The organism is Ahrensia kielensis DSM 5890 (genome assembly GCF_000374465.1).
GTDB classification, from domain to species: Bacteria; Pseudomonadota; Alphaproteobacteria; order Rhizobiales; family Rhizobiaceae; genus Ahrensia; species Ahrensia kielensis.
On the sequence record NZ_KB894532.1, the window covers coordinates 138,230 to 155,595 of the forward strand.

A 17,366-nucleotide genomic window follows, 5' to 3' on the forward strand; every position below is an offset into this window, starting at 1 on the left:
GCCTTAGTTTTTCACATAATTGCCAGCGTCATGCTTGCGCATAACTTCTTCAAAACGGCGCGCAAAGGCATCATCGGCCAGCTTTTTGCGGCGTTGAATATCCGCCGTTGCAACCATATTACCTTCATGCATTTCAAGCAGGTCGCCAATATGTTTTTGCGCAGCAGCACCAATTCCCGCCATTGTGGTTTCAGCGGCCGTATCGACCTGGCTGCCAAGCGTGTTGATCTTATGCGCAACATCCTGCTGCGCTGCTGTTTTCAATGAATCTTCCAGCGATTTGTAAAGCACGATGCGCTGCTCTGTATCAATCGTCAGCTTGTTGATCAGCGTGTTCTGCGCCGCAATCTGGTTGTTAAGCGAATCCACGAATGTCTGGAACATCGATGTGTAGCGCTCAAGCGTTTGGCTTTCAGCTAATAGTTCCTGCTCTTTAGATTGCGCTTCATTATATTCAGTTGCCAGTTTCGAACGCTCACCTTCAAGTTGGGTGCGGTCTTTCTGGTTGGTTGTCGCGGCAATCTTATTCTCAATATCAAGCAACATCGGGTTCAATTCCTCAATGCGCTTCTGAGTTACCTCAAGATTATCCATTGTGGTTTTGCGGCGCTCAATGACTGTGCGAAGCGAGTTTTCTGAAGTCGCATAGCGCTCATCAAGAATATTCTTCTGGTTCTTCAAAATGCCGACAATCGTGTCAGACTTAGTAAGAAGCTCCTGCAGATTACCTGCAAGCGACATGTTCCGCACGCGCTCAGACCGCATACGCTGCATGCGCTGCTTGGAAAACAGACCAATGAATTTTTCCATACCTGTATAGGATTTCATCGATTCAAATTCTGAACCGAACACATTGGTCGCATCTTCAAGCCCAATGATAAGGTCGGCCATATTGCCTTCCATCACCTTTTGTTGCTTGAGAACGTCCTGAATGCGGGCATTTTCGATATCAAATTGGGCATCGCCAATTTTCGCATCTGCTTCAGCAATCTTGTCTAGAACGTCGCCTGATTGTTTGATTTTGCCCTGCATATCTTGAACGACGTCTTTTGTGCGTTGAATTTCCGCATCAAAATTATACGTGACTGCCATAAATATTTCCTCGCCAATGCATCTTTGCTAAACTCTATATAATGGTTCAGCGTTTCAATTAGAAGACGTTGTTGCAAATACGTCAATAAAGCTTTTGCCTATGCTTTGGCAAAGCCAATCATATCTTCAGCGCGCACGCGGCCCATTTCTTCTTCCCAATGGGCACGGCAAAGCGAAACATACGTGTCATTGCCGCCAATTTTAACCTGATCACCTTCGCGCGTAACCTTGCCGTCGCCATCAAGACGCACCACCATAGTAGCTTTGCGCCCACAGCGGCAGATCGTGCGTACTTCGCGCAATTCATCAGCAATAGCCAGCAGAGTTTGCGATCCGGGAAATAGATTGCCTTGAAAATCAACCCGCAAACCATAGGCCATAATTGGCACATTCAGCCGGTCCACAACACGGCCCAATTGCCAAACTTGCTCATGCGAAAGAAACTGCGCCTCGTCGATAAAAATACAATGGATGCGATCTCCCGATAAGCGCGCTTCGATCCGTGCGTAAAGATCATCGCCAGCCTCAAAGGTCTCGGCCATTTCCTCAAGCCCAACGCGTGATGCAATGACCCGTTCGCCTGCACGGTTATCAAGCGCAGCGGTAAAGAGCATCGTCTTCATACCTCGTTCACGATAATTGTAAGAAGCCTGCAATAGCATGGTGCTTTTGCCAGCATTCATCGTTGCATAGTTGAAATAGAGCTTGGCCATTGCCGGTCCGTAATGTCATCCTGATAATTATGAGAATATGCAATAGCGGCCAAACTGTCACCTGCGAAGCATGTTCATCAACAGGTCAAAGCGGAGTAATTGATGTCTGAAACTGCACAAACCAAAATTATCAGAGATACTGATATGGAAGCACTCAACCTTGTTGCCAAGATTATAATGGCCGCAAAGCATGGCGCACTTGCCGCATTTGAGAAAAACGGCAGATTTCCTCACATCAGCCGTATTCAACTTTCAACAAACGAAGAAGGTCAACTGATTACATTGGTTTCTGATTTGGCACCGCACACAGCCTGTATGCGCGACAACCCGCATTGCGCACTATTAATTGGCGAAACAGGTAAAGGTGATCCGCTTGCCCATCCGCGCATGTCGCTGGATGTTATTGCCAGCCAAGTACCAAACGATTCAGCAGAATATAACACCATACGTGAGAGCCATTTGGCTCAACACCCAAAAGCCAAACTTTACGCCGATTTTGCGGACTTTTCATTTTTCAAACTTGCCCCGCAAAAGGCCAGCCTTAATGGCGGTTTCGGTAAAGCTTACAACTTAACCGAAGCAGAATTGATTGCAGCCATTACAAGCGATCAGGATTAGACCATGACAACACTTGCGCAGCGCCACGCAGATTTCCACGATCTTCACCAAAGCGGGTGTTTTGTTATCCCAAACCCATGGGATATCGGTTCGGCAAAGCTCATGGCCGCTAATGGCGCAAAAGCGCTGGCGACAACAAGCGCAGGGCTGGCCTTTACTTTGGGCGTGCCGGATATGGGTAGCATCACGCGCGATCAAGCATTGTCCCACGCTGAAGATTTGGTTCACAGCACAAATTTACCTATATCGGGCGATTTAGAAAATGGCTTTGGTCACAGCCCCGAAGATGTTGCTGAAACAATTCGCCTTGCTGGCGAGGCCGGATTATCGGGCTGCTCAATTGAAGACACATATCTCGACGGCGAGATTAAAACCTACACGCTAGAAGAAGCGGCAGATCGCATCGCGGCTGGTGTTGATGCAGCGCGTGCGCTTGGCCGCCCATTTGTCTTTTGTGCACGCGCAGACGGCATTATGAATGGCACATATGATACTGAAGAGGCTATCAAGCGCCTGCGAGCATTTGAAAAAGCAGGCGCAGATCTGCTCTATGCGCCCCTGCCCCCATCAATGGATGCGCTTGCGAAAATTGTGCGCAGCGTAAACACGCCGATCAACGCTTTAGCAGCAGGGCAATTCAGACAATACAATGTTCAAGACTTTGCGAATATCGGTGTTCGGCGCATCTCGGTCGGTTCAGCACTTGCGCGCGTGACCCATCATTACATTGTGCAAGCCACTGCTATGATGTGCAATGAAGGTGATTTTTCTGGTCTGAGTGATGCAGCCAGCGGCGATGCGATTGATGCTATGCTAGAACGCGCAACACCGTCATAAGCGCCAAAGCTTACTCCGCAGCTTTAGTGCTTTTTTTCAGCGCCTTAATACGATCTGCGAGGCTCACAACACCATTATTTTCATTGGGATTTTCACTATCAAGCAATTCATTGATGCGTGAATCTTTGCCTTCGACAATAGCAGTCATATGAACAACTTCCGCCGCTAATTGGCTGAGTTGATCACGAAGCAAATCATCACCCTTGGCACTGCCAACAGCACTTGGCGACAAGCTTAGCCCCGCACCATGTGGCGCAGAAGATTTGCCGGTATTAGATTTTAACTCAAGTTCCATTTGTGCGAGTTTAGCTTGCAATTTTTCAAGCGCCACTTCCGGATCAACATCGCCTGTTAGCTTGGACAGACGATTAAACCGCAAAGTATAATCTGCCAGCTCGCGTTCAAGTTCGATACGCTCTTCGTTACTATCGGCAAGACGCATTTCTAACTCATTGGTGTCAGCACGTTCGCCCATTTTCTTTTCACGTAACCGCTCTAATTCGCGCTCTCGACGCGCAACCTTGGTCTCAAGATCAGAGTTTTTGGCAACAAGACGCTCATATTTCTTTTCTAGTTCTTTTGCGCGCGCGCGCTCATTTTTAAGTAGCTCTGCTTTTCCACGGCTATCATTGCGCGTTTCACGGACAAGCGCTTTATCATTCTGGCGTTTGTCTCGTAGATCAGCAACCGTTGCCATCAATGTCGATTCACGCAGCTCCATTTGCTTTTCACGTTCTTCATAAGAAGCAATGCGCGCTTCTGCCTCTTTATACAGGCGGGCAAGACTTTCGATTTCGCCCGTGCGTGCAGAAAGCTCGGCTTGCGTTGCTGAAAGACCAAATTGCGTATCATTCAAAGCATTTTCGCGTTCTGACAATTCAGTGCGAAGATTTGACACCTCTTCATTCATTTCAGATAATTTTGCATCTTTGTCAGCAATAGAGGCTTTGAACGCTTTGATCTGCTCATTTTGATTGGCAACAACGCTGGCCTGTTGAGAATATTTTTCCCGCTGCTTGGAAAGCGCTATTTCGACTTTTCGTTGCGCGATAGCGTGCTCAGCGCGAAGTTTATCTTTTTCGGCCTGCAACTCATTGGCAGTCAGCGGAATGGAACTTTCAATGCGCTTACGGGTCAAGAAAACAGCACGGCGCCATATCGCCGGTGCGATGATAAGCGCAAGAAATCCAGCAACTAAAAACCCTAGTAGAAAAAACAGACCAGATTGTATCAACGCGAAAACCTCACCATCGGCGCTTCATGTGCCATATATGCACATATTTTTCTATATTACACCGCATTAAAAAGGGCCGCAAATGCGACCCTTTAAAGTGGTTACTATCCAAGTCAGAAACTTAGAACGGGTTCCAAGTAGGCATTGGTGTTAGCTTAAGATAACCAAGTGACACACCAAGACGTGCGCCAACCCCTGTGCGTACTGGCACGAGAAGGATATTATTGCGTTTAAGCACATGCATACCAACGCCTGCGATCAGATAAGCAGAGCCCTGAACACCGCCATAGCGGCCATGCAATGCATCAACACTATCCAAATTATAGACCAGCATCATTGTGCGCGCACCATCGCCGCCATAATCAAAGCCAATGGATGGCCCTTGCCAGAAAACATTATGGTCACCGACATTCTTAGTATGCAATGTACCTTCGCCATAAGTCAGGCCGCCAATAAATGCGCCGCTTCCTTCTTGGCCAAGAACATAACCATTTGGCATGCCATAACGCGCAAATATTTGCTCAATGGTTTGTGCAACAGCACTAGACGTACTGCCAAAAAAACGATGGCCAGCATCGACCATTTCGCCAAGTGCATATGTGTCAGGGCGTGTCTGCGCTGCAGCTTTACTTGGCAATAGTGCAACCATCACCATGGAAAGAAGCGCTGTAAAAGCCGCAATCAGGCGAATATTGGACTTCGTATAGGATAAATTTCGCATCTTTACTGTCCTTACTCTCAACGAACCCGCACAATAATCGCAAAGCGGGGCAAAATATGTAAAATGGCGATTTGTCATCATCATTTGTATTATTCAAATTACACGGATGAAGTTTCCACTTTATTAAGGAAAAATTGCACCTTTTTAGTTAACCAAGACACAGGTTATCGAAACTAGAATCAGGGCAATGTTGCTCTACACTGACCGTACCGATAGGTTCTCTACCTATCTACAATGTTGATTTGAAAGATGGACTTCTTATGGCTCTTGTTGAACTCTCTGCCTCCGATCTTGCTTCCCTCCTTTGCAGCCGTGTTTGCCACGATGTGATTTCACCAGTTGGTGCGATTAATAATGGGCTTGAACTGCTGGATGATGGCGGCGCTGATGAAGATGCGATGGATCTTATCCGCCAAAGTGCAATAAGCGCCTCAGCGCGGTTGCAATTTGCTCGTATAGCCTTCGGTGCAGCCGGCTCTGCCGGTGTACAGATCGATACTGGCGACGCACAAGCTGTCGCAGAAAATTATCTTAAGAACGAAAAACCAGAATTCACATGGAACGGCCCACGCGCATATCTTGCCAAAAACAAGGTGAAACTGATCTTAAACATGATTTTGATTGGTATCGGCTCTATACCGCGCGGCGGAAGTCTTGATCTCGATCTTCAAGTCGAAGGCGAAGAATGTAGCTTTACGCTAACCGCGATGGGCCGCATGAAACGCATTCCGCAAAAATTCCAAGATTATATAGACGGCCGCATGGGTGAAGACGCGATTGATGCCCATTCTGTCCAATATTATTATACCATTCTTTTGGCTAAAGATGCCGGAATGGAAATCAAGATTCACATGGATGACGACAAGGTTGTCTATTCAGCGAATTAGTATTTAACGCCAAAATATCAGAATCTGCACAGATCGGTAAAATTTTACCGATCTGTTTTTACTTTTTTTCAGCTCTCTTTGCTATTCATGGCTCAAGGATAGACTGAGTAAAGGGTAAGATGATGGAAGTTTGTATGGTTTTGGACGCTTCAAGCGTCATACGTAAAGTAGCAAAGCGCATTCTAACAAGCGAAGATATGGTTGTTGTGGAAGCAAAAAACAGCGCTGAGGCCATTTCAATGGCTTCTGCACAAATGCCCGACTATATTATTGTTGATGCAGGCATGAATGAAGGCCAGTCCGAAGACCTTATTCGCCAACTCCGTGCACTGGACCGCAAAAAAGACGCAAAAATAATCTGCTGCATGACGCAGGTTGACCTTGCTGGCATGATGCGCGCCAAGCGCGCTGGTGCAGATGAGTTCTTGCTCAAGCCCTTCGACCGAAAACAGCTTATGAGCCAATTTCGCACGATGCGCAAAGCCGCTTAAATTTTAGCTTTCAATTCTCAAAAATAAACCCGCTCAGCATAAGCTAAGCGGGTTTAATTCATAGAAATTTGCTTGAAAATTAAGCGATTTCTTGAAGTTCGTTTGCTTCAGGGTCGCGCAACACATAGCCGCGGCCCCATACGGTCTCAATAAAGCCCACGCCACCCGATGCAGAATCAAGTTTCTTACGAAGCTTACAGATAAACACGTCGATAATTTTCAGTTCCGGCTCATCCATACCGCCATATAGGTGGTTAAGGAACATTTCCTTGGTGAGCGTTGTGCCTTTGCGCAATGAAAGCAACTCAAGCATCTGATATTCTTTACCAGTGAGGTGTACGCGTTGACCGCCCACTTCAACTGTTTTCGCATCCAGATTCACAACCAGATCGCCCGTTGTAATAACAGATTGGGCGTGGCCCTTGGAGCGGCGAACAATCGCATGGATCCGCGCTACCAATTCATCCTTATGGAATGGCTTTGTCATATAGTCATCGGCACCAAAGCCGAGGCCGCGTACCTTATCTTCAATACCGGCCATACCGGATAGAATTAGGATCGGCGTTTTAACTTTCGACAAACGCAAAGTGCGAAGCACTTCATAACCGGACATATCCGGCAAATTTAAATCGAGTAGGATAATGTCATAATCATAGAGCTTGCCTAGATCGACACCTTCTTCCCCTAAATCCGTCGTATAAACATTAAAGCTTTCCGACTTGAGCATCAGTTCGATGCTCTGGGCGATCGCACTATCATCCTCAATCAGCAAAACACGCATTGTATTCCCCTTGTCCAGCATACGCTCGGGCCATAACCGTGGCTCCTACGTCTCTGCAAATCACCCTGCCACCGAATGGTTAACAAATTATATTCCGGTAATGCAAGCCTTCAAACTTTATTAAGTGAATCAATGAAGTTATTGATTTATTTACCATAATTTACGCAATTATTTTGAATCTTTTTATAAAGAAACGGGCGTAAATGAATCAAATGACTCAACAATTCTCTTAATTACGACAATTAAGTGAAAGTTCTCCAATCGGTTTACTCCCCCTTAAAGGTTGAGAAGTATCATTAACGCAGGACGTAAACGAAAAGTTACCAAATTCGCGTGTTTTGCAAATTTGCACCTTTTATTAAGTTTTATGTCTGGTGTTTGTGTACGGGCCGACAATGAGCCCGAAATGGTTTTGGAGTAATGCGTAATGAAACCTAGAGACAATATGATCCGTCTCAAGCAATTTCAGGTAACTGAAAAGCATCGCCAAGTGATGCAGCTGGAAACAATGATTAGTGAATTCGAACGGATGGCAGGCGAGCTCGATCTTCAAATACAAAATGAAGAAAAAAAGAGCGGCGTCACGGACGTCGAAAACTTCGCATACCCTACATTTGCAAAAGCAGCGCGGGTACGCCGAGACAATCTATTTAATTCCATTAAAGATCTAAAGACTCAAAAAGAGTCTGCCGAAGAGCTTTTACTGGAAGCAGAAGCAGAGCTTCAAAAGGCTGAAAAGCTGGAAGTGCGTGAAGCACGCGGCACTGTTGAGCCAGAACCACAGAATAAATACGATCGACACGCCATGATTGGCTGAGCATTTTCGTTCAGGCATTGATGACACAGACACAAAATCGTGCAGTGTGAAGACATCTTCGCACTGCACGATTTTGCGCATTTATAACTTGCCTGCCATCATTTGCACCCCTATCTGCTGGATATGCGAATTTTAGCCGGACTACTTATCACGATCGCTGCCTTTTGTTTTGCGCTGGGCACAACATTGCCGCTTCTGCAAATGGAGCGACTTTTCTTTTTAACAGACCGCCCTTCTCTGGTTGCGATTGTTAATGGGCTTTTTTCCTCAGGCGATATTGCGCTTGGACTTTTAGTCGGCGGCGTATCGCTGGCATTTCCAGCAACCAAACTTCTCGCTCTGGCGGGTATGTTATCAGCTAAAAATTTGAATCAAATCACCGCGCACCGTGCTGGCACTTGGCTCGGCATCATTTCAAAATGGTCAATGCTGGATGTGCTGCTTGTGGCGCTCACAATTTTTGCGGCAAAAACATCTGGTTTAGCCGCAGCAATTTCGCAGCCCGGCCTTTGGTTTTTTGCAGCCTCAACTCTGACCAGCGCTATTGCGGCATCCATCGTAAAGCGCGAGCTGAATCAAGATGCAAAAGCGCCGCCCTCATTAACCGAAAGCGACGCTTGAAACTTTTCACTTCGCCCAACAAGACAGGCGAAAAGAATTTTTAATGACGGTATTGCTGAATACGCGTTGTACGCAAACCAGCCAATCCATTTTCTTCGATAGACGCCTGCCAGGAGAGATACTCCTCGACAGTCAGCGTATAACGGGCGCAAGCCTCATCGAGGCTTAGAAGGCCACCGCGTACGGCAGCCACAACCTCGGCCTTACGGCGAATTACCCAGCGACGCGTCGATGCTGGTGGAAGATCATTGATCGTTAACGGGCTACCGTCTGGGCCAATGACATATTTTACGCGTGGTCTAATCTGTTCGGTCATACTACTCTCTACAAAACTAACGACCTTCAATTCATGATCCACAATACGGCCACAGTTTTAAAAAAGCGCTAACTCGAGTGTAAGGAGTTGGTAAGATGTATGAATCAATTCCTGCACATCTGTTCCATATTCGCACGCAGGAAAATCGCAGCGCAGAGCAAAGCTAACCGCCAATAGGCCTGCATTAAATGTGAGCGGCGCGTTCGATCTCTTCTGCACTCAAACCATATTTATAACTGAAATGCTGACGGGCTTTGATAAGGCGCTCATCATTGGGCCGCATGCCCAGCGTTCGAATAAACTCAACCCGCTGCTGCCTTTTAAGCGCTTCTCTATCGATGGCCGTACCCATTGCTTTATCTATGATTTGGCCGCCTGGAGAGACATGAAACCATTTTGAAAAATCACGGAAATGGTGCTGATTGTGAAGCGTCGTCACATGCCGCTCAACCCATGTTTTGCGCACCGTTAAATGCGCCGTCATGTGAAACCATTCATAGCAAAGAAAAGTGCCAACCCCGCCAATCAGCACGATAGACGCTGCAATAGACAAAGCATATTGCGGAACGATGAGCGATAAAACGGCCCATACGACTGTGAAGTTAATGATTAACACCGGAATGGAAACCCAGATTGGTGCGAAAAATAATTTCTTATTGGTTGGAAAATCATGGTGCCCATAATGCGCCTGATACAGCACATTGAATAAGCTCTGTTTTTCCGGCGGCGGCAGATGAAAAATAAATCGGTGCAATGAATATTCATTGAGCATTTGCGCAGGCACGCCAAGAAAAACAAAAAACACAGCCCACCACGGTCCGTTCAAACCAAGAATAATGATTCCGGCTATCAGCGCACAAATCATGGGAACAATCGAATTATGTGAAAAGATGAGTGATAGCCTGCTCATAAACGCCTCCCAGCGCAACTTACCTTTACGTCTGCGTAAAACGTAGCTTTTCCAATACATGACATCAAGAGACTATGAAGCGCCGAGAATTTACGTGAGCATATCAAGACATCACTTAGACATGGCAGGCTTGAGCACAACTCTATTAGGCCGCAACGCATATTGTCCGGCAATCACGCTCACCAGCACAATGCCAACACCAAACAATTGCAACGCACTGAGACTTTCGCCCAAAATAAACCATCCCAATAATGTTGCAACCAGCGGACTTAGAATGCCTAAAATTGCAACGCTTGAAGGATTGAGCCTGGCAATACCGCGAAACCAAAGCAGATATGTAAAGGCGGCACCGATCAAACCTAAATATGCAATGCCAGCAAAATTGGTCAGTGAAAAATCACTCCACTGCCCTTCGACTAAAAGCAATGTCGGCAGCAGCAAAATACCACCGGCAGTTAATTGCCATGCCGTAAAAGTTAAAGGCGGCACTGGTGGCTGCCATTTTTTACTCATAACAGTGCCCAATGCCATGGAGGCAGAGCCGATCAATGCTGCGCCAATTCCAAATAAATCGAGGCTCGCCTTTGGCGTCAAAATAAGCAATGCCACCCCCAACATGCCCGCCATGACCGCGACAATTGATAATAGCTTTATCGGTGTCCCAATTATCAAGCGTGCTGCGAAGATGACAATAAACGGCTGCAAAGAGCCTACAACAGCAGCAACCCCGCCCGGCAATCGATAGGCCGCGATAAATAGCATTGTCCAAAAGATAGAAAAATTAAGCGCCCCAAGCAAAAATATTTTGGCAATCCACCAGCCTTTTGGCAGCTCCTTCACAATGATCAGCAAAATAATGCCAGCCGGCAACGCACGTAAAAGCGAAACAATAAGCGGGTCAATGAGCGGTAGGAACTCGGTCGCTACAATATAGCTGCTCCCCCAAATAGCAGGCGCTAACGCTGTTAAAGCAATATCACGGGCGTAGGACATTTTGTGCATCTCTATTTTATCTTGATGTCAAGATAAATGAATATATCTTGACGTCAAGACATTATTATGTGACTTAATTTCCATGGATGAAGTTGATTTAATTATCGCCCAATGGGCCAAGCAACGACCCGAGCTGAATACACGCCCCATGGCATTGATCGGCCGTTTAATGCGTGTGTCACATGTGCTGGCAGCTGAAATGGGTAAAACCTTTGCCAAGCATAATATGAACGGACCAAGCTTTGATGTGCTCGCAACACTTTTGCGCACCGGCCCGCCACATGCTCTTTCACCAAATGATTTGCTGGCGACGATGATGATTACGTCTGGAACCATGACCAATCGTATTGACCGTCTTGAACAAGCAGGACTTGTAAAACGCATTCAAAATCAAAACGATAAGCGTAGTGTTCTGATCGCGCTAACAGAGCAAGGAAAAACACTTATTGAAAAAACAGTGACGGCCCATGTGGAAACACAGGAAAAACTCGTCTCCCCGCTCACCGATGAAGAGCAAGCAACTTTCAACAAGCTGCTCATCAAATATTTATCTGCCAACGAGAACGTGTAGGCCACCCTTTCAATCGCATCAAAAAACCACTATATCGGCCACTTGAAATGGAGCCGATATGCGTAACTCGCTCGACATTGCTAAAAAGCCAGAAGATACCCGCGTGGTCGTTGCCATGTCGGGTGGTGTGGATTCGTCTGTTGTGGCGGGCCTTTTGCATAAAGAAGGCTACGAAGTCATCGGCATTACGCTCCAACTTTATGACCATGGCGAAGCAACACGCCGCACCGGATCATGCTGTGCTGGCCAAGACATTGATGATGCGCGCCGTGTGTGTGAAACACTCGGTATTCCGCATTATGTGCTCGATTATGAAAGCCGTTTTCGTGACGCCGTCATCGATGTGTTTGCCGACAGCTATATTGCAGGCGAAACACCCGTGCCTTGCATCTCATGCAACCAGACTGTGAAATTTGCCGATCTTTTGAAAACAGCAAAAGAATTGGGCGCAGATTGCCTTGCGACCGGCCATTACATTAACTCGGTTGAAAAAGGCAATCGCCGCGTTTTAACCCGCCCTGTCGACGCTGACCGCGACCAGAGCTATTTCCTGTTTGCCACGACGCAAGATCAAGTTGACTATGTGCGGTTTCCGCTCGGCAACATGACCAAAGACGAAACGCGCCGCCACGCTGCTGATATGGGCCTTGTCGTTGCCGATAAACCCGACAGTCAGGACATTTGCTTTGTACCAGACGGCAAATATGCCGATGTCATTACTAAGCTGCGCCCAAATGCTGCGCTTGCCGGCGACATTGTGCATATTGATGGACGCCTGCTCGGCCAGCATGAAGGCATTTTGCATTACACAATCGGCCAGCGCCGCGGCCTTGGCGTTTCGGTTGGCGACCCGCTTTACGTTGTTAAAATTGATGCCCGCACCCGCCGCGTTATTGTAGGCCCTGTGGAAGCGCTGGAAACACGTGTCTTGGAACTGCGCGATGTGAACTGGCTCGGCGATATGCCACTCGATGAAATACCGGAAGGCGGCACGGAAGTGTTGGTGCGTGTACGCTCAACCCGTCCGCCGCGCCCTGCCCGTATATTTAATGAAGATGGCATGATTACTGTCGAAGTCATTGACGGCGAACAAGGTGTCTCACCTGGTCAGGCTTGCGTATTTTATGATGGGCACGGCGCTGGATCGCGCGTTCTAGGCGGCGGTTTTATTAATAAAACCCGCCGCGCGGAACATGTAGAAGTTCAGCTTGCTGCCTTGATGGAAAATCCAAAAACTATTGCAGCTGAATAATCAGCTTACTTGGTTGAAACGAGCTTAAGCTCGTTTTTGCCAACATAGTTGCGGATTTCAGAAATCACCAAATCTTGATCTTCTTCAGTCAGATATGGGTGCATCGGCAAACACAAAATGCGTGATGGCTTGGCTTCCGTTGCCGGCAAACCTTGTGGTGCCCACGGATATTTCGAATAGGCAACCTGCATGTGCAGCGGCTTGACATAATAGACAACCGACGGAATTTCTTTTTCGCTTAAATGCGCGCGAAGCCCATCGCGGTCATCGGTTTCAATCGCATATTGCGCCCATGCTGAACGCTGACCTTCCACATTACATGCCGCTTGAACCACATCGCTAAGCTCGCTGTGATAGCGTGCAGCAATACGATTGCGCGCTTCCATCTCGTCTTCAAGAATATCCATTTTCTTGAGCAAAACAGCAGCCTGTATTGTGTCCAACCGCGATGTCAGGCCGATACGTACATTGTCGTACTGGCTCTGGCCTTTGCCGTGGAATGCAACCGAACGCATGATCTCGGCATGGATCGCATCATTGGTCATGATCGCGCCGCCATCACCGTAACAGCCAAGCGGTTTTGCCGGATAAAAGCTTGTTGCCGCCACATCGCCAAACGAGCCGCAATAAGCGCCATTTGATGTTGCACCCAGCGCTTGTGCAGCATCTGAAATCACACGTACGCCATGCTTGGCAGCGATAACACCAATGGCTTCGTAATCAGCAACAGCACCAAATAGATCAACAGGAATGATCGCCTTCGGCTTTAGGCGGCCTTCTGCTTCAATCATCTGAATAGCGGCTTCAAGAGACGCCGTGTCCATCAAATAGGTTTGAGGGTCGATATCAATAAACACAGGCTCAGCACCGGCAAGCGCAACAACCTCAGCCGTCGACGCAAATGTAAAGCTTGGCACAAACACAGCATCGCCTCGGCCAATGCCCCACGCCATAAGCGGGATCAATAGCGCGTCGGTGCCGCTTGCACAGCCAATCACATGATTAACGCCAACATAGTCAGCAAGGCGTTTTTCAAACTCGGCAACTTGCGGCCCAAGAATGTAAGCACCGCCTTTAACGACATCCATGATTGCGTTTTCAAGATCAACGCCAAGACGTGCGCGCTGTGCTGCAAGGTCGATAAACTGCATATTATCCCCGATAGAACCGACAAACGGTTCGAATTGAAATTAGCCCCGAAATCGCAGTATCGCGGAACAGTTTAGAAATCCATAGGTGCCAAGATCACACCTTCAAGACAAATGTAACAGCCAGTGATTAAACCGAAAGTGTGTTTAATATTTTAACAACTTCAAGACCTTGGCGTCCATTTGTTAAAGGTTCGCGATTTTCTTGAATGCAATCAATAAAATGGCCAAGCTCATCGGTGAGCGCCATGCCAGCCTCACACGCAATGTTTTCGCCATCATCTTTTGAAGAGCGCCAAGCATCGCCTTCACGTGCAACATCGTGCTTATAAAGCGTGACTTTTTTATTCCAATCCTGCTCAAGATCATCCCAAACAACGCTGGCCTTCGTGCCAATCACGCTGAAACGACGCTCAACATAAGCGCTGTGCCGAGATACGAACACATGTCCCTTCATGCCGTTTTCAAATGCCAAATGAATATGCGCGCTATCCGTTTGACCATCTGTCACCGATACAGGAACCGCATCAACTTTAATCGGACTAGATTTTGCAATCGATAAAATCAAAGAAAGATCGTGCGGTGCCAAATCCCATGCAGCATCAAATTTTGTATGAAATTTACCAAACCCCAAGCGGTGGCTTTGCACATATTTAACATCGCCAAGCGCCCCATCCTCAATCAAGGAAACAATCGCGCGAAACGCATTGTGATGGCACAAAATGTGGCCTGCCATTAAAACGCGGTTTGCGCTTTGAGCCGCATCCACCATGGATTGCGCGTCGCGAACATCGAGCGCAATGGGTTTTTCCGCAAACACATGTTTGCCAGCGGCAAATGCCTGACGCGCTGTTTCTGCATGATATTGAGCGGGAAGAGCCATTGTGATGCCGTCGATTGCTGGATCAGCAAAAACACTTTGCGCATCACGCACATCAACGCCGTGTTTTTGGGCTAATTCTTTGGCCAAATTTTCGTCTTGATCGACAATACACGCAAGCGCGCCCAGTTCAGCCAAGGTACGCACATGATTCTTGCCCCAGTATCCGCATCCAAAGACAGCGATTTTCGGCATAGAACGCATAGATTACCCTTTCATATCATGGCTAATGCCTGTGCTAATCAGCCAAGAAGTAGAAAACAAGGGCGTAATATGACGCAATTGGCAAATCAGTTCGAAAAACAACGATTGCTTGCTTGACAGGCAAGCGACCTTCCCCCTATATCCGCCTCGCTTCAAGTAACAGGTTTGCCTGTTGTGGCGGGATAGCTCAGCTGGTTAGAGCAGCGGAATCATAATCCGCGTGTCGGGGGTTCAAGTCCCTCTCCCGCTACCATTAAACCCTTGACATCATTCAGCTTTTAAGATCGACCATTATCAACCTACATTGGTTAGACAGCTTTCCTGAAAAGGTTAGACATTTCGATATCGTCAAATGTCGAGCTGCCAACTTCCGCACACTAAATTGCGCATAAGGGTCGCTATGAGGTTTAGCGTTGCCTAATTTAGACGGGATTGATAAGCACCCCGCCTTCCCTAAGCTATAGTTTCGCATACTCCACGTCTCAAAGCTCCGCCAATATGTAGGTCGACGCGACGAGGTGCGTGGACAGGAGTTATGTGCGCATATCATTCATGGCTAGTGCACTTTCAAAGAATCAGGCAGCCTGTCTCTGCTTGTGAAAGCAGGCTGGGTTAGGATGTTTGGAAACTGCATCTGATGGGTTGTCTTGGCCCAATGCTATGAGCGTTTGCGCGCTCCGGCCACTCGGTGGAAGATAAATTAATGGGAAAGCTATAAAAATGCGTGGGCTAGTAATTTCACCGAAGTTAAAAGTCAGTGTAGCAGCTAACAAAATTGAGATGAATGGCTGGAACGAGCAAAATGTATCAGCTTGGACTTTGTATTGGGACAAGCTTGTAAGCCCAGATAACAATCTTGTTTCTATCGGCGGCGGCATACCTGTTTTTGAAATTTTACGTGCAAACAAAATTCTTGAAAACAAGATAATCAAAATGAACAGCGGCGAAGGTGGCATGGCGACACATCGCAGCGTTATGCAATCATGGGCAGACGAAGAGGAAAAACATCCCGGTGCATGGGCTATTGCCACAGGTGATAGCTCGTATACGTCAGATGCACTGACAGACAATTCAGGTCGTAGCATCCAAGTAAAACTTGTAAAATCTCTACCTGTTCCAGCGCTTGAAACTCCAATTGATCGCATCCTGTCGTACAAGCGAAAACGAAGTTCTGAATGTGAAGCCATGTGGTCATTTATTGACGAACTGTATTTACAGATAGACAGCGCGAGAGATAAACCACTCGCTGAACATTCAGTTTTTAGAAAGCTCGAGGTTGCACTTGAAGACCAAATGAAAGCTGCCCGTGAAAATAACTCCATCTCATTTGAAAGTGCAACGACAACGTTGGGCTTTAATATCCAAGGAGCTCTTATCACAGGAGCTGGAGTTTTGGCAGCAGGGACAACTTTCGGCACCGCCTTGCTCACCGCAGCTGGTGCAGGAGTGATAGTAAACGCATTACCACGCATAAAGATATTCGGAACGGAAAACCGCAAAACACCGCTTACGTTCGCCGTCGAAGTCGAGAGCAAATTAAACTGGAAATAGCTCATTACCCACCACGCTTCTGCTCTTCAGCTGCTTTGACACTCATTTCAGTTATGTAACCGCCCTCTCATTCCGCATTAAACTTATGCAAGCGGATACTAACTCATTGAAAAACTCATTCTAACTAAACGATTTAGTGCGGCGGCTAATCCTGCCAAAGTCGCTTAATTAGCATTCAAAAGGTTCAATTATGAAAGCAGTTGTTTTCCTAGGTTCTGTTCGTGAGAGTAAACCGCCTCACCCAGCGCGGCTGGGTGCTCGCGTTGCTGCAGCCTGTGCATCGCAATTGGCCAAAACCGATATAAATGTCGAAATTATTGACCCATTAGATCTGAACTTGCCTGCAGTTTTCAAGCCTCATTTTTCATTTTGGCGCAGGATGCGCACCTGAAGCTTTGGAAAGTCTTTCTACTAAAATTAAAGATGCTGATTGCTTCGTTATGGTCAGCCCAGAATATAGTCATTCTATGAGCCTTGCGCAGGCCAATGGAGCGGTGCCAGAGCAGCTGTAAGCATGCGAACTTACTTAAGTGAACTCGATTGTCTTCCGGTATCGGCCATAATCCATATTCCCCACGCTCAAGACGTCTTTGCTGAAGACGGCTCTTATGCAAATGGCGTCGATACAGAAAAATGGGGAAGCTATATGGGGCGTACTTTAAATCAACTTGTGTGGTGGAGCGAAGCGGCTGCACAACAACGCAACAATGCCTAATCCTACCGCAGCTT

At 47.2% G+C, this 17,366-nt stretch carries 22 protein-coding genes and 1 tRNA gene; 13 read left to right on the forward strand and 10 right to left on the reverse strand.

Going from position 1 to position 17,366, the window contains the following annotated elements:
- Positions 1-3 precede the first annotated feature (3 nt).
- Both C504_RS0114595 and C504_RS0114600 read right to left on the reverse strand, forming a co-directional pair.
- Positions 4-1,092 (reverse strand): coiled-coil domain-containing protein, encoded by a 1,089-nt coding sequence (locus C504_RS0114595; protein ID WP_018690107.1) that lies wholly within the window; start codon positions 1,090-1,092, stop codon positions 4-6.
- A gap of 98 nt (positions 1,093-1,190) precedes the next feature.
- Positions 1,191-1,805, reverse strand: a complete 615-nt coding sequence (locus C504_RS0114600) for a thymidine kinase (RefSeq protein ID WP_018690108.1) — start codon at positions 1,803-1,805, stop codon at positions 1,191-1,193.
- Between the two features lie 102 nt (positions 1,806-1,907).
- Here C504_RS0114600 and C504_RS18015 point away from each other — a divergent pair, with 102 nt between their 5' ends.
- Complete coding sequence (locus C504_RS18015; protein ID WP_018690109.1) at positions 1,908-2,423, forward strand: HugZ family pyridoxamine 5'-phosphate oxidase; 516 nt, start codon at positions 1,908-1,910, stop codon at positions 2,421-2,423.
- Between the two features lie 3 nt (positions 2,424-2,426).
- Positions 2,427-3,260: an isocitrate lyase/PEP mutase family protein gene (locus C504_RS0114610; RefSeq protein WP_018690110.1), complete on the forward strand. Its 834-nt coding sequence runs from the start codon at positions 2,427-2,429 to the stop codon at positions 3,258-3,260.
- A 10-nt stretch (positions 3,261-3,270) separates the two neighbouring features.
- Here C504_RS0114610 and C504_RS0114615 read toward each other — a convergent pair whose 3' ends face one another.
- Both C504_RS0114615 and C504_RS0114620 read right to left on the reverse strand, forming a co-directional pair.
- Positions 3,271-4,494: a coiled-coil domain-containing protein gene (locus C504_RS0114615; protein WP_018690111.1), complete on the reverse strand. Its 1,224-nt coding sequence runs from the start codon at positions 4,492-4,494 to the stop codon at positions 3,271-3,273.
- A gap of 121 nt (positions 4,495-4,615) precedes the next feature.
- The gene (locus tag C504_RS0114620) at positions 4,616-5,215 is read right to left on the reverse strand and encodes a DUF1134 domain-containing protein (RefSeq protein ID WP_018690112.1); all 600 of its coding nucleotides are present in this window, start codon (positions 5,213-5,215) and stop codon (positions 4,616-4,618) included.
- A 260-nt stretch (positions 5,216-5,475) separates the two neighbouring features.
- Here C504_RS0114620 and chpT point away from each other — a divergent pair, with 260 nt between their 5' ends.
- Positions 5,476-6,102, forward strand: a complete 627-nt coding sequence (gene chpT, locus C504_RS0114625; RefSeq protein ID WP_018690113.1) for a histidine phosphotransferase ChpT — start codon at positions 5,476-5,478, stop codon at positions 6,100-6,102.
- 134 nt (positions 6,103-6,236) lie between these two features.
- Positions 6,237-6,593: a response regulator gene (locus C504_RS0114630; RefSeq protein WP_018690114.1), complete on the forward strand. Its 357-nt coding sequence runs from the start codon at positions 6,237-6,239 to the stop codon at positions 6,591-6,593.
- Positions 6,594-6,672: 79 nt separating this feature from the next.
- Here C504_RS0114630 and ctrA read toward each other — a convergent pair whose 3' ends face one another.
- Complete coding sequence (ctrA, locus tag C504_RS0114635) at positions 6,673-7,374, reverse strand: response regulator transcription factor CtrA (protein WP_018690115.1); 702 nt, start codon at positions 7,372-7,374, stop codon at positions 6,673-6,675.
- A 427-nt stretch (positions 7,375-7,801) separates the two neighbouring features.
- Between ctrA and C504_RS0114640 the strand changes: the two genes are divergently transcribed.
- Both C504_RS0114640 and C504_RS18020 read left to right on the forward strand, forming a co-directional pair.
- On the forward strand, positions 7,802-8,191 hold the full coding sequence (locus tag C504_RS0114640; protein ID WP_026317540.1) for a flagellar export protein FliJ: 390 nt from the start codon (positions 7,802-7,804) through the stop codon (positions 8,189-8,191).
- A 123-nt stretch (positions 8,192-8,314) separates the two neighbouring features.
- Positions 8,315-8,812, forward strand: a complete 498-nt coding sequence (locus C504_RS18020) for a paraquat-inducible protein A (protein ID WP_018690117.1) — start codon at positions 8,315-8,317, stop codon at positions 8,810-8,812.
- 40 nt (positions 8,813-8,852) lie between these two features.
- On the opposite strand, the gene sciP is transcribed toward C504_RS18020, so the two are convergent.
- The 3 genes from sciP to C504_RS0114660 all read right to left on the reverse strand — a co-directional run bounded on the left by sciP (position 8,853) and on the right by C504_RS0114660 (position 11,031).
- Positions 8,853-9,128 (reverse strand): CtrA inhibitor SciP, encoded by a 276-nt coding sequence (sciP, locus tag C504_RS0114650; RefSeq protein WP_018690118.1) that lies wholly within the window; start codon positions 9,126-9,128, stop codon positions 8,853-8,855.
- Positions 9,129-9,312: 184 nt separating this feature from the next.
- Positions 9,313-10,038: a sterol desaturase family protein gene (locus C504_RS0114655; protein WP_018690119.1), complete on the reverse strand. Its 726-nt coding sequence runs from the start codon at positions 10,036-10,038 to the stop codon at positions 9,313-9,315.
- A 111-nt stretch (positions 10,039-10,149) separates the two neighbouring features.
- Positions 10,150-11,031 (reverse strand): DMT family transporter, encoded by an 882-nt coding sequence (locus C504_RS0114660; protein ID WP_018690120.1) that lies wholly within the window; start codon positions 11,029-11,031, stop codon positions 10,150-10,152.
- A gap of 82 nt (positions 11,032-11,113) precedes the next feature.
- On the opposite strand from C504_RS0114660, the gene C504_RS0114665 reads away from it, so the two are divergent.
- Positions 11,114-11,602 (forward strand): MarR family winged helix-turn-helix transcriptional regulator, encoded by a 489-nt coding sequence (locus tag C504_RS0114665; protein WP_018690121.1) that lies wholly within the window; start codon positions 11,114-11,116, stop codon positions 11,600-11,602.
- A 58-nt stretch (positions 11,603-11,660) separates the two neighbouring features.
- Positions 11,661-12,854, forward strand: a complete 1,194-nt coding sequence (mnmA, locus tag C504_RS0114670) for a tRNA 2-thiouridine(34) synthase MnmA (RefSeq protein ID WP_018690122.1) — start codon at positions 11,661-11,663, stop codon at positions 12,852-12,854.
- A 5-nt stretch (positions 12,855-12,859) separates the two neighbouring features.
- Here mnmA and C504_RS0114675 read toward each other — a convergent pair whose 3' ends face one another.
- Both C504_RS0114675 and C504_RS0114680 read right to left on the reverse strand, forming a co-directional pair.
- Complete coding sequence (locus C504_RS0114675; protein ID WP_018690123.1) at positions 12,860-14,005, reverse strand: DegT/DnrJ/EryC1/StrS family aminotransferase; 1,146 nt, start codon at positions 14,003-14,005, stop codon at positions 12,860-12,862.
- A 127-nt stretch (positions 14,006-14,132) separates the two neighbouring features.
- Positions 14,133-15,086 (reverse strand): Gfo/Idh/MocA family protein, encoded by a 954-nt coding sequence (locus C504_RS0114680; protein ID WP_018690124.1) that lies wholly within the window; start codon positions 15,084-15,086, stop codon positions 14,133-14,135.
- Positions 15,087-15,262: 176 nt separating this feature from the next.
- On the opposite strand from C504_RS0114680, the gene C504_RS0114685 reads away from it, so the two are divergent.
- The 5 genes from C504_RS0114685 (at position 15,263) to C504_RS18885 (ending at position 17,352) form a co-directional block, all read left to right on the forward strand.
- Positions 15,263-15,339: transfer RNA gene (locus C504_RS0114685), tRNA-Met, on the forward strand.
- Between the two features lie 467 nt (positions 15,340-15,806).
- Positions 15,807-16,637 (forward strand): DUF6236 family protein, encoded by an 831-nt coding sequence (locus C504_RS0114690; RefSeq protein ID WP_018690125.1) that lies wholly within the window; start codon positions 15,807-15,809, stop codon positions 16,635-16,637.
- Positions 16,638-16,827: 190 nt separating this feature from the next.
- Positions 16,828-17,028 carry an NADPH-dependent FMN reductase family protein gene (locus tag C504_RS18875; RefSeq protein ID WP_018690126.1) on the forward strand — a complete coding sequence of 67 codons (201 nt, stop codon included), beginning with the start codon at positions 16,828-16,830 and terminating at the stop codon, positions 17,026-17,028.
- Between the two features lie 4 nt (positions 17,029-17,032).
- Positions 17,033-17,149 carry an NAD(P)H-dependent oxidoreductase gene (locus C504_RS18880; RefSeq protein WP_211097982.1) on the forward strand — a complete coding sequence of 39 codons (117 nt, stop codon included), beginning with the start codon at positions 17,033-17,035 and terminating at the stop codon, positions 17,147-17,149.
- Between the two features lie 2 nt (positions 17,150-17,151).
- On the forward strand, positions 17,152-17,352 hold the full coding sequence (locus C504_RS18885) for a hypothetical protein (RefSeq protein ID WP_018690127.1): 201 nt from the start codon (positions 17,152-17,154) through the stop codon (positions 17,350-17,352).
- The last annotated feature ends 14 nt before the right edge of the window (positions 17,353-17,366 follow it).

Excerpts from the sequence above, each read along its gene's own strand:
- C504_RS18875 (WP_018690126.1), top strand. The coding sequence starts at position 16,828 with ATGAAAGCAGTTGTTTTCCTAGGTTCTGTTCGTGAGAGTAAACCGCCT.
- mnmA (WP_018690122.1), top strand. The coding sequence starts at position 11,661 with ATGCGTAACTCGCTCGACATTGCTAAAAAGCCAGAAGATACCCGCGTG.
- C504_RS0114680 (WP_018690124.1), bottom strand. The coding sequence starts at position 15,086 with ATGCGTTCTATGCCGAAAATCGCTGTCTTTGGATGCGGATACTGGGGC.
- C504_RS0114595 (WP_018690107.1), bottom strand. The coding sequence starts at position 1,092 with ATGGCAGTCACGTATAATTTTGATGCGGAAATTCAACGCACAAAAGAC.
- C504_RS18885 (WP_018690127.1), top strand. The coding sequence starts at position 17,152 with ATGCGAACTTACTTAAGTGAACTCGATTGTCTTCCGGTATCGGCCATA.
- C504_RS0114620 (WP_018690112.1), bottom strand. The coding sequence starts at position 5,215 with ATGCGAAATTTATCCTATACGAAGTCCAATATTCGCCTGATTGCGGCT.
- ctrA (WP_018690115.1), bottom strand. The coding sequence starts at position 7,374 with ATGCGTGTTTTGCTGATTGAGGATGATAGTGCGATCGCCCAGAGCATC.
- C504_RS0114665 (WP_018690121.1), top strand. The coding sequence starts at position 11,114 with ATGGATGAAGTTGATTTAATTATCGCCCAATGGGCCAAGCAACGACCC.
- C504_RS0114640 (WP_026317540.1), top strand. The coding sequence starts at position 7,802 with ATGAAACCTAGAGACAATATGATCCGTCTCAAGCAATTTCAGGTAACT.
- C504_RS18015 (WP_018690109.1), top strand. The coding sequence starts at position 1,908 with ATGTCTGAAACTGCACAAACCAAAATTATCAGAGATACTGATATGGAA.
- C504_RS0114600 (WP_018690108.1), bottom strand. The coding sequence starts at position 1,805 with ATGGCCAAGCTCTATTTCAACTATGCAACGATGAATGCTGGCAAAAGC.
- C504_RS0114660 (WP_018690120.1), bottom strand. The coding sequence starts at position 11,031 with ATGTCCTACGCCCGTGATATTGCTTTAACAGCGTTAGCGCCTGCTATT.
- C504_RS18020 (WP_018690117.1), top strand. The coding sequence starts at position 8,315 with ATGCGAATTTTAGCCGGACTACTTATCACGATCGCTGCCTTTTGTTTT.
- C504_RS0114675 (WP_018690123.1), bottom strand. The coding sequence starts at position 14,005 with ATGCAGTTTATCGACCTTGCAGCACAGCGCGCACGTCTTGGCGTTGAT.
- C504_RS0114690 (WP_018690125.1), top strand. The coding sequence starts at position 15,807 with ATGCGTGGGCTAGTAATTTCACCGAAGTTAAAAGTCAGTGTAGCAGCT.
- chpT (WP_018690113.1), top strand. The coding sequence starts at position 5,476 with ATGGCTCTTGTTGAACTCTCTGCCTCCGATCTTGCTTCCCTCCTTTGC.
- C504_RS0114610 (WP_018690110.1), top strand. The coding sequence starts at position 2,427 with ATGACAACACTTGCGCAGCGCCACGCAGATTTCCACGATCTTCACCAA.
- C504_RS0114655 (WP_018690119.1), bottom strand. The coding sequence starts at position 10,038 with ATGAGCAGGCTATCACTCATCTTTTCACATAATTCGATTGTTCCCATG.
- C504_RS0114630 (WP_018690114.1), top strand. The coding sequence starts at position 6,237 with ATGGTTTTGGACGCTTCAAGCGTCATACGTAAAGTAGCAAAGCGCATT.
- sciP (WP_018690118.1), bottom strand. The coding sequence starts at position 9,128 with ATGACCGAACAGATTAGACCACGCGTAAAATATGTCATTGGCCCAGAC.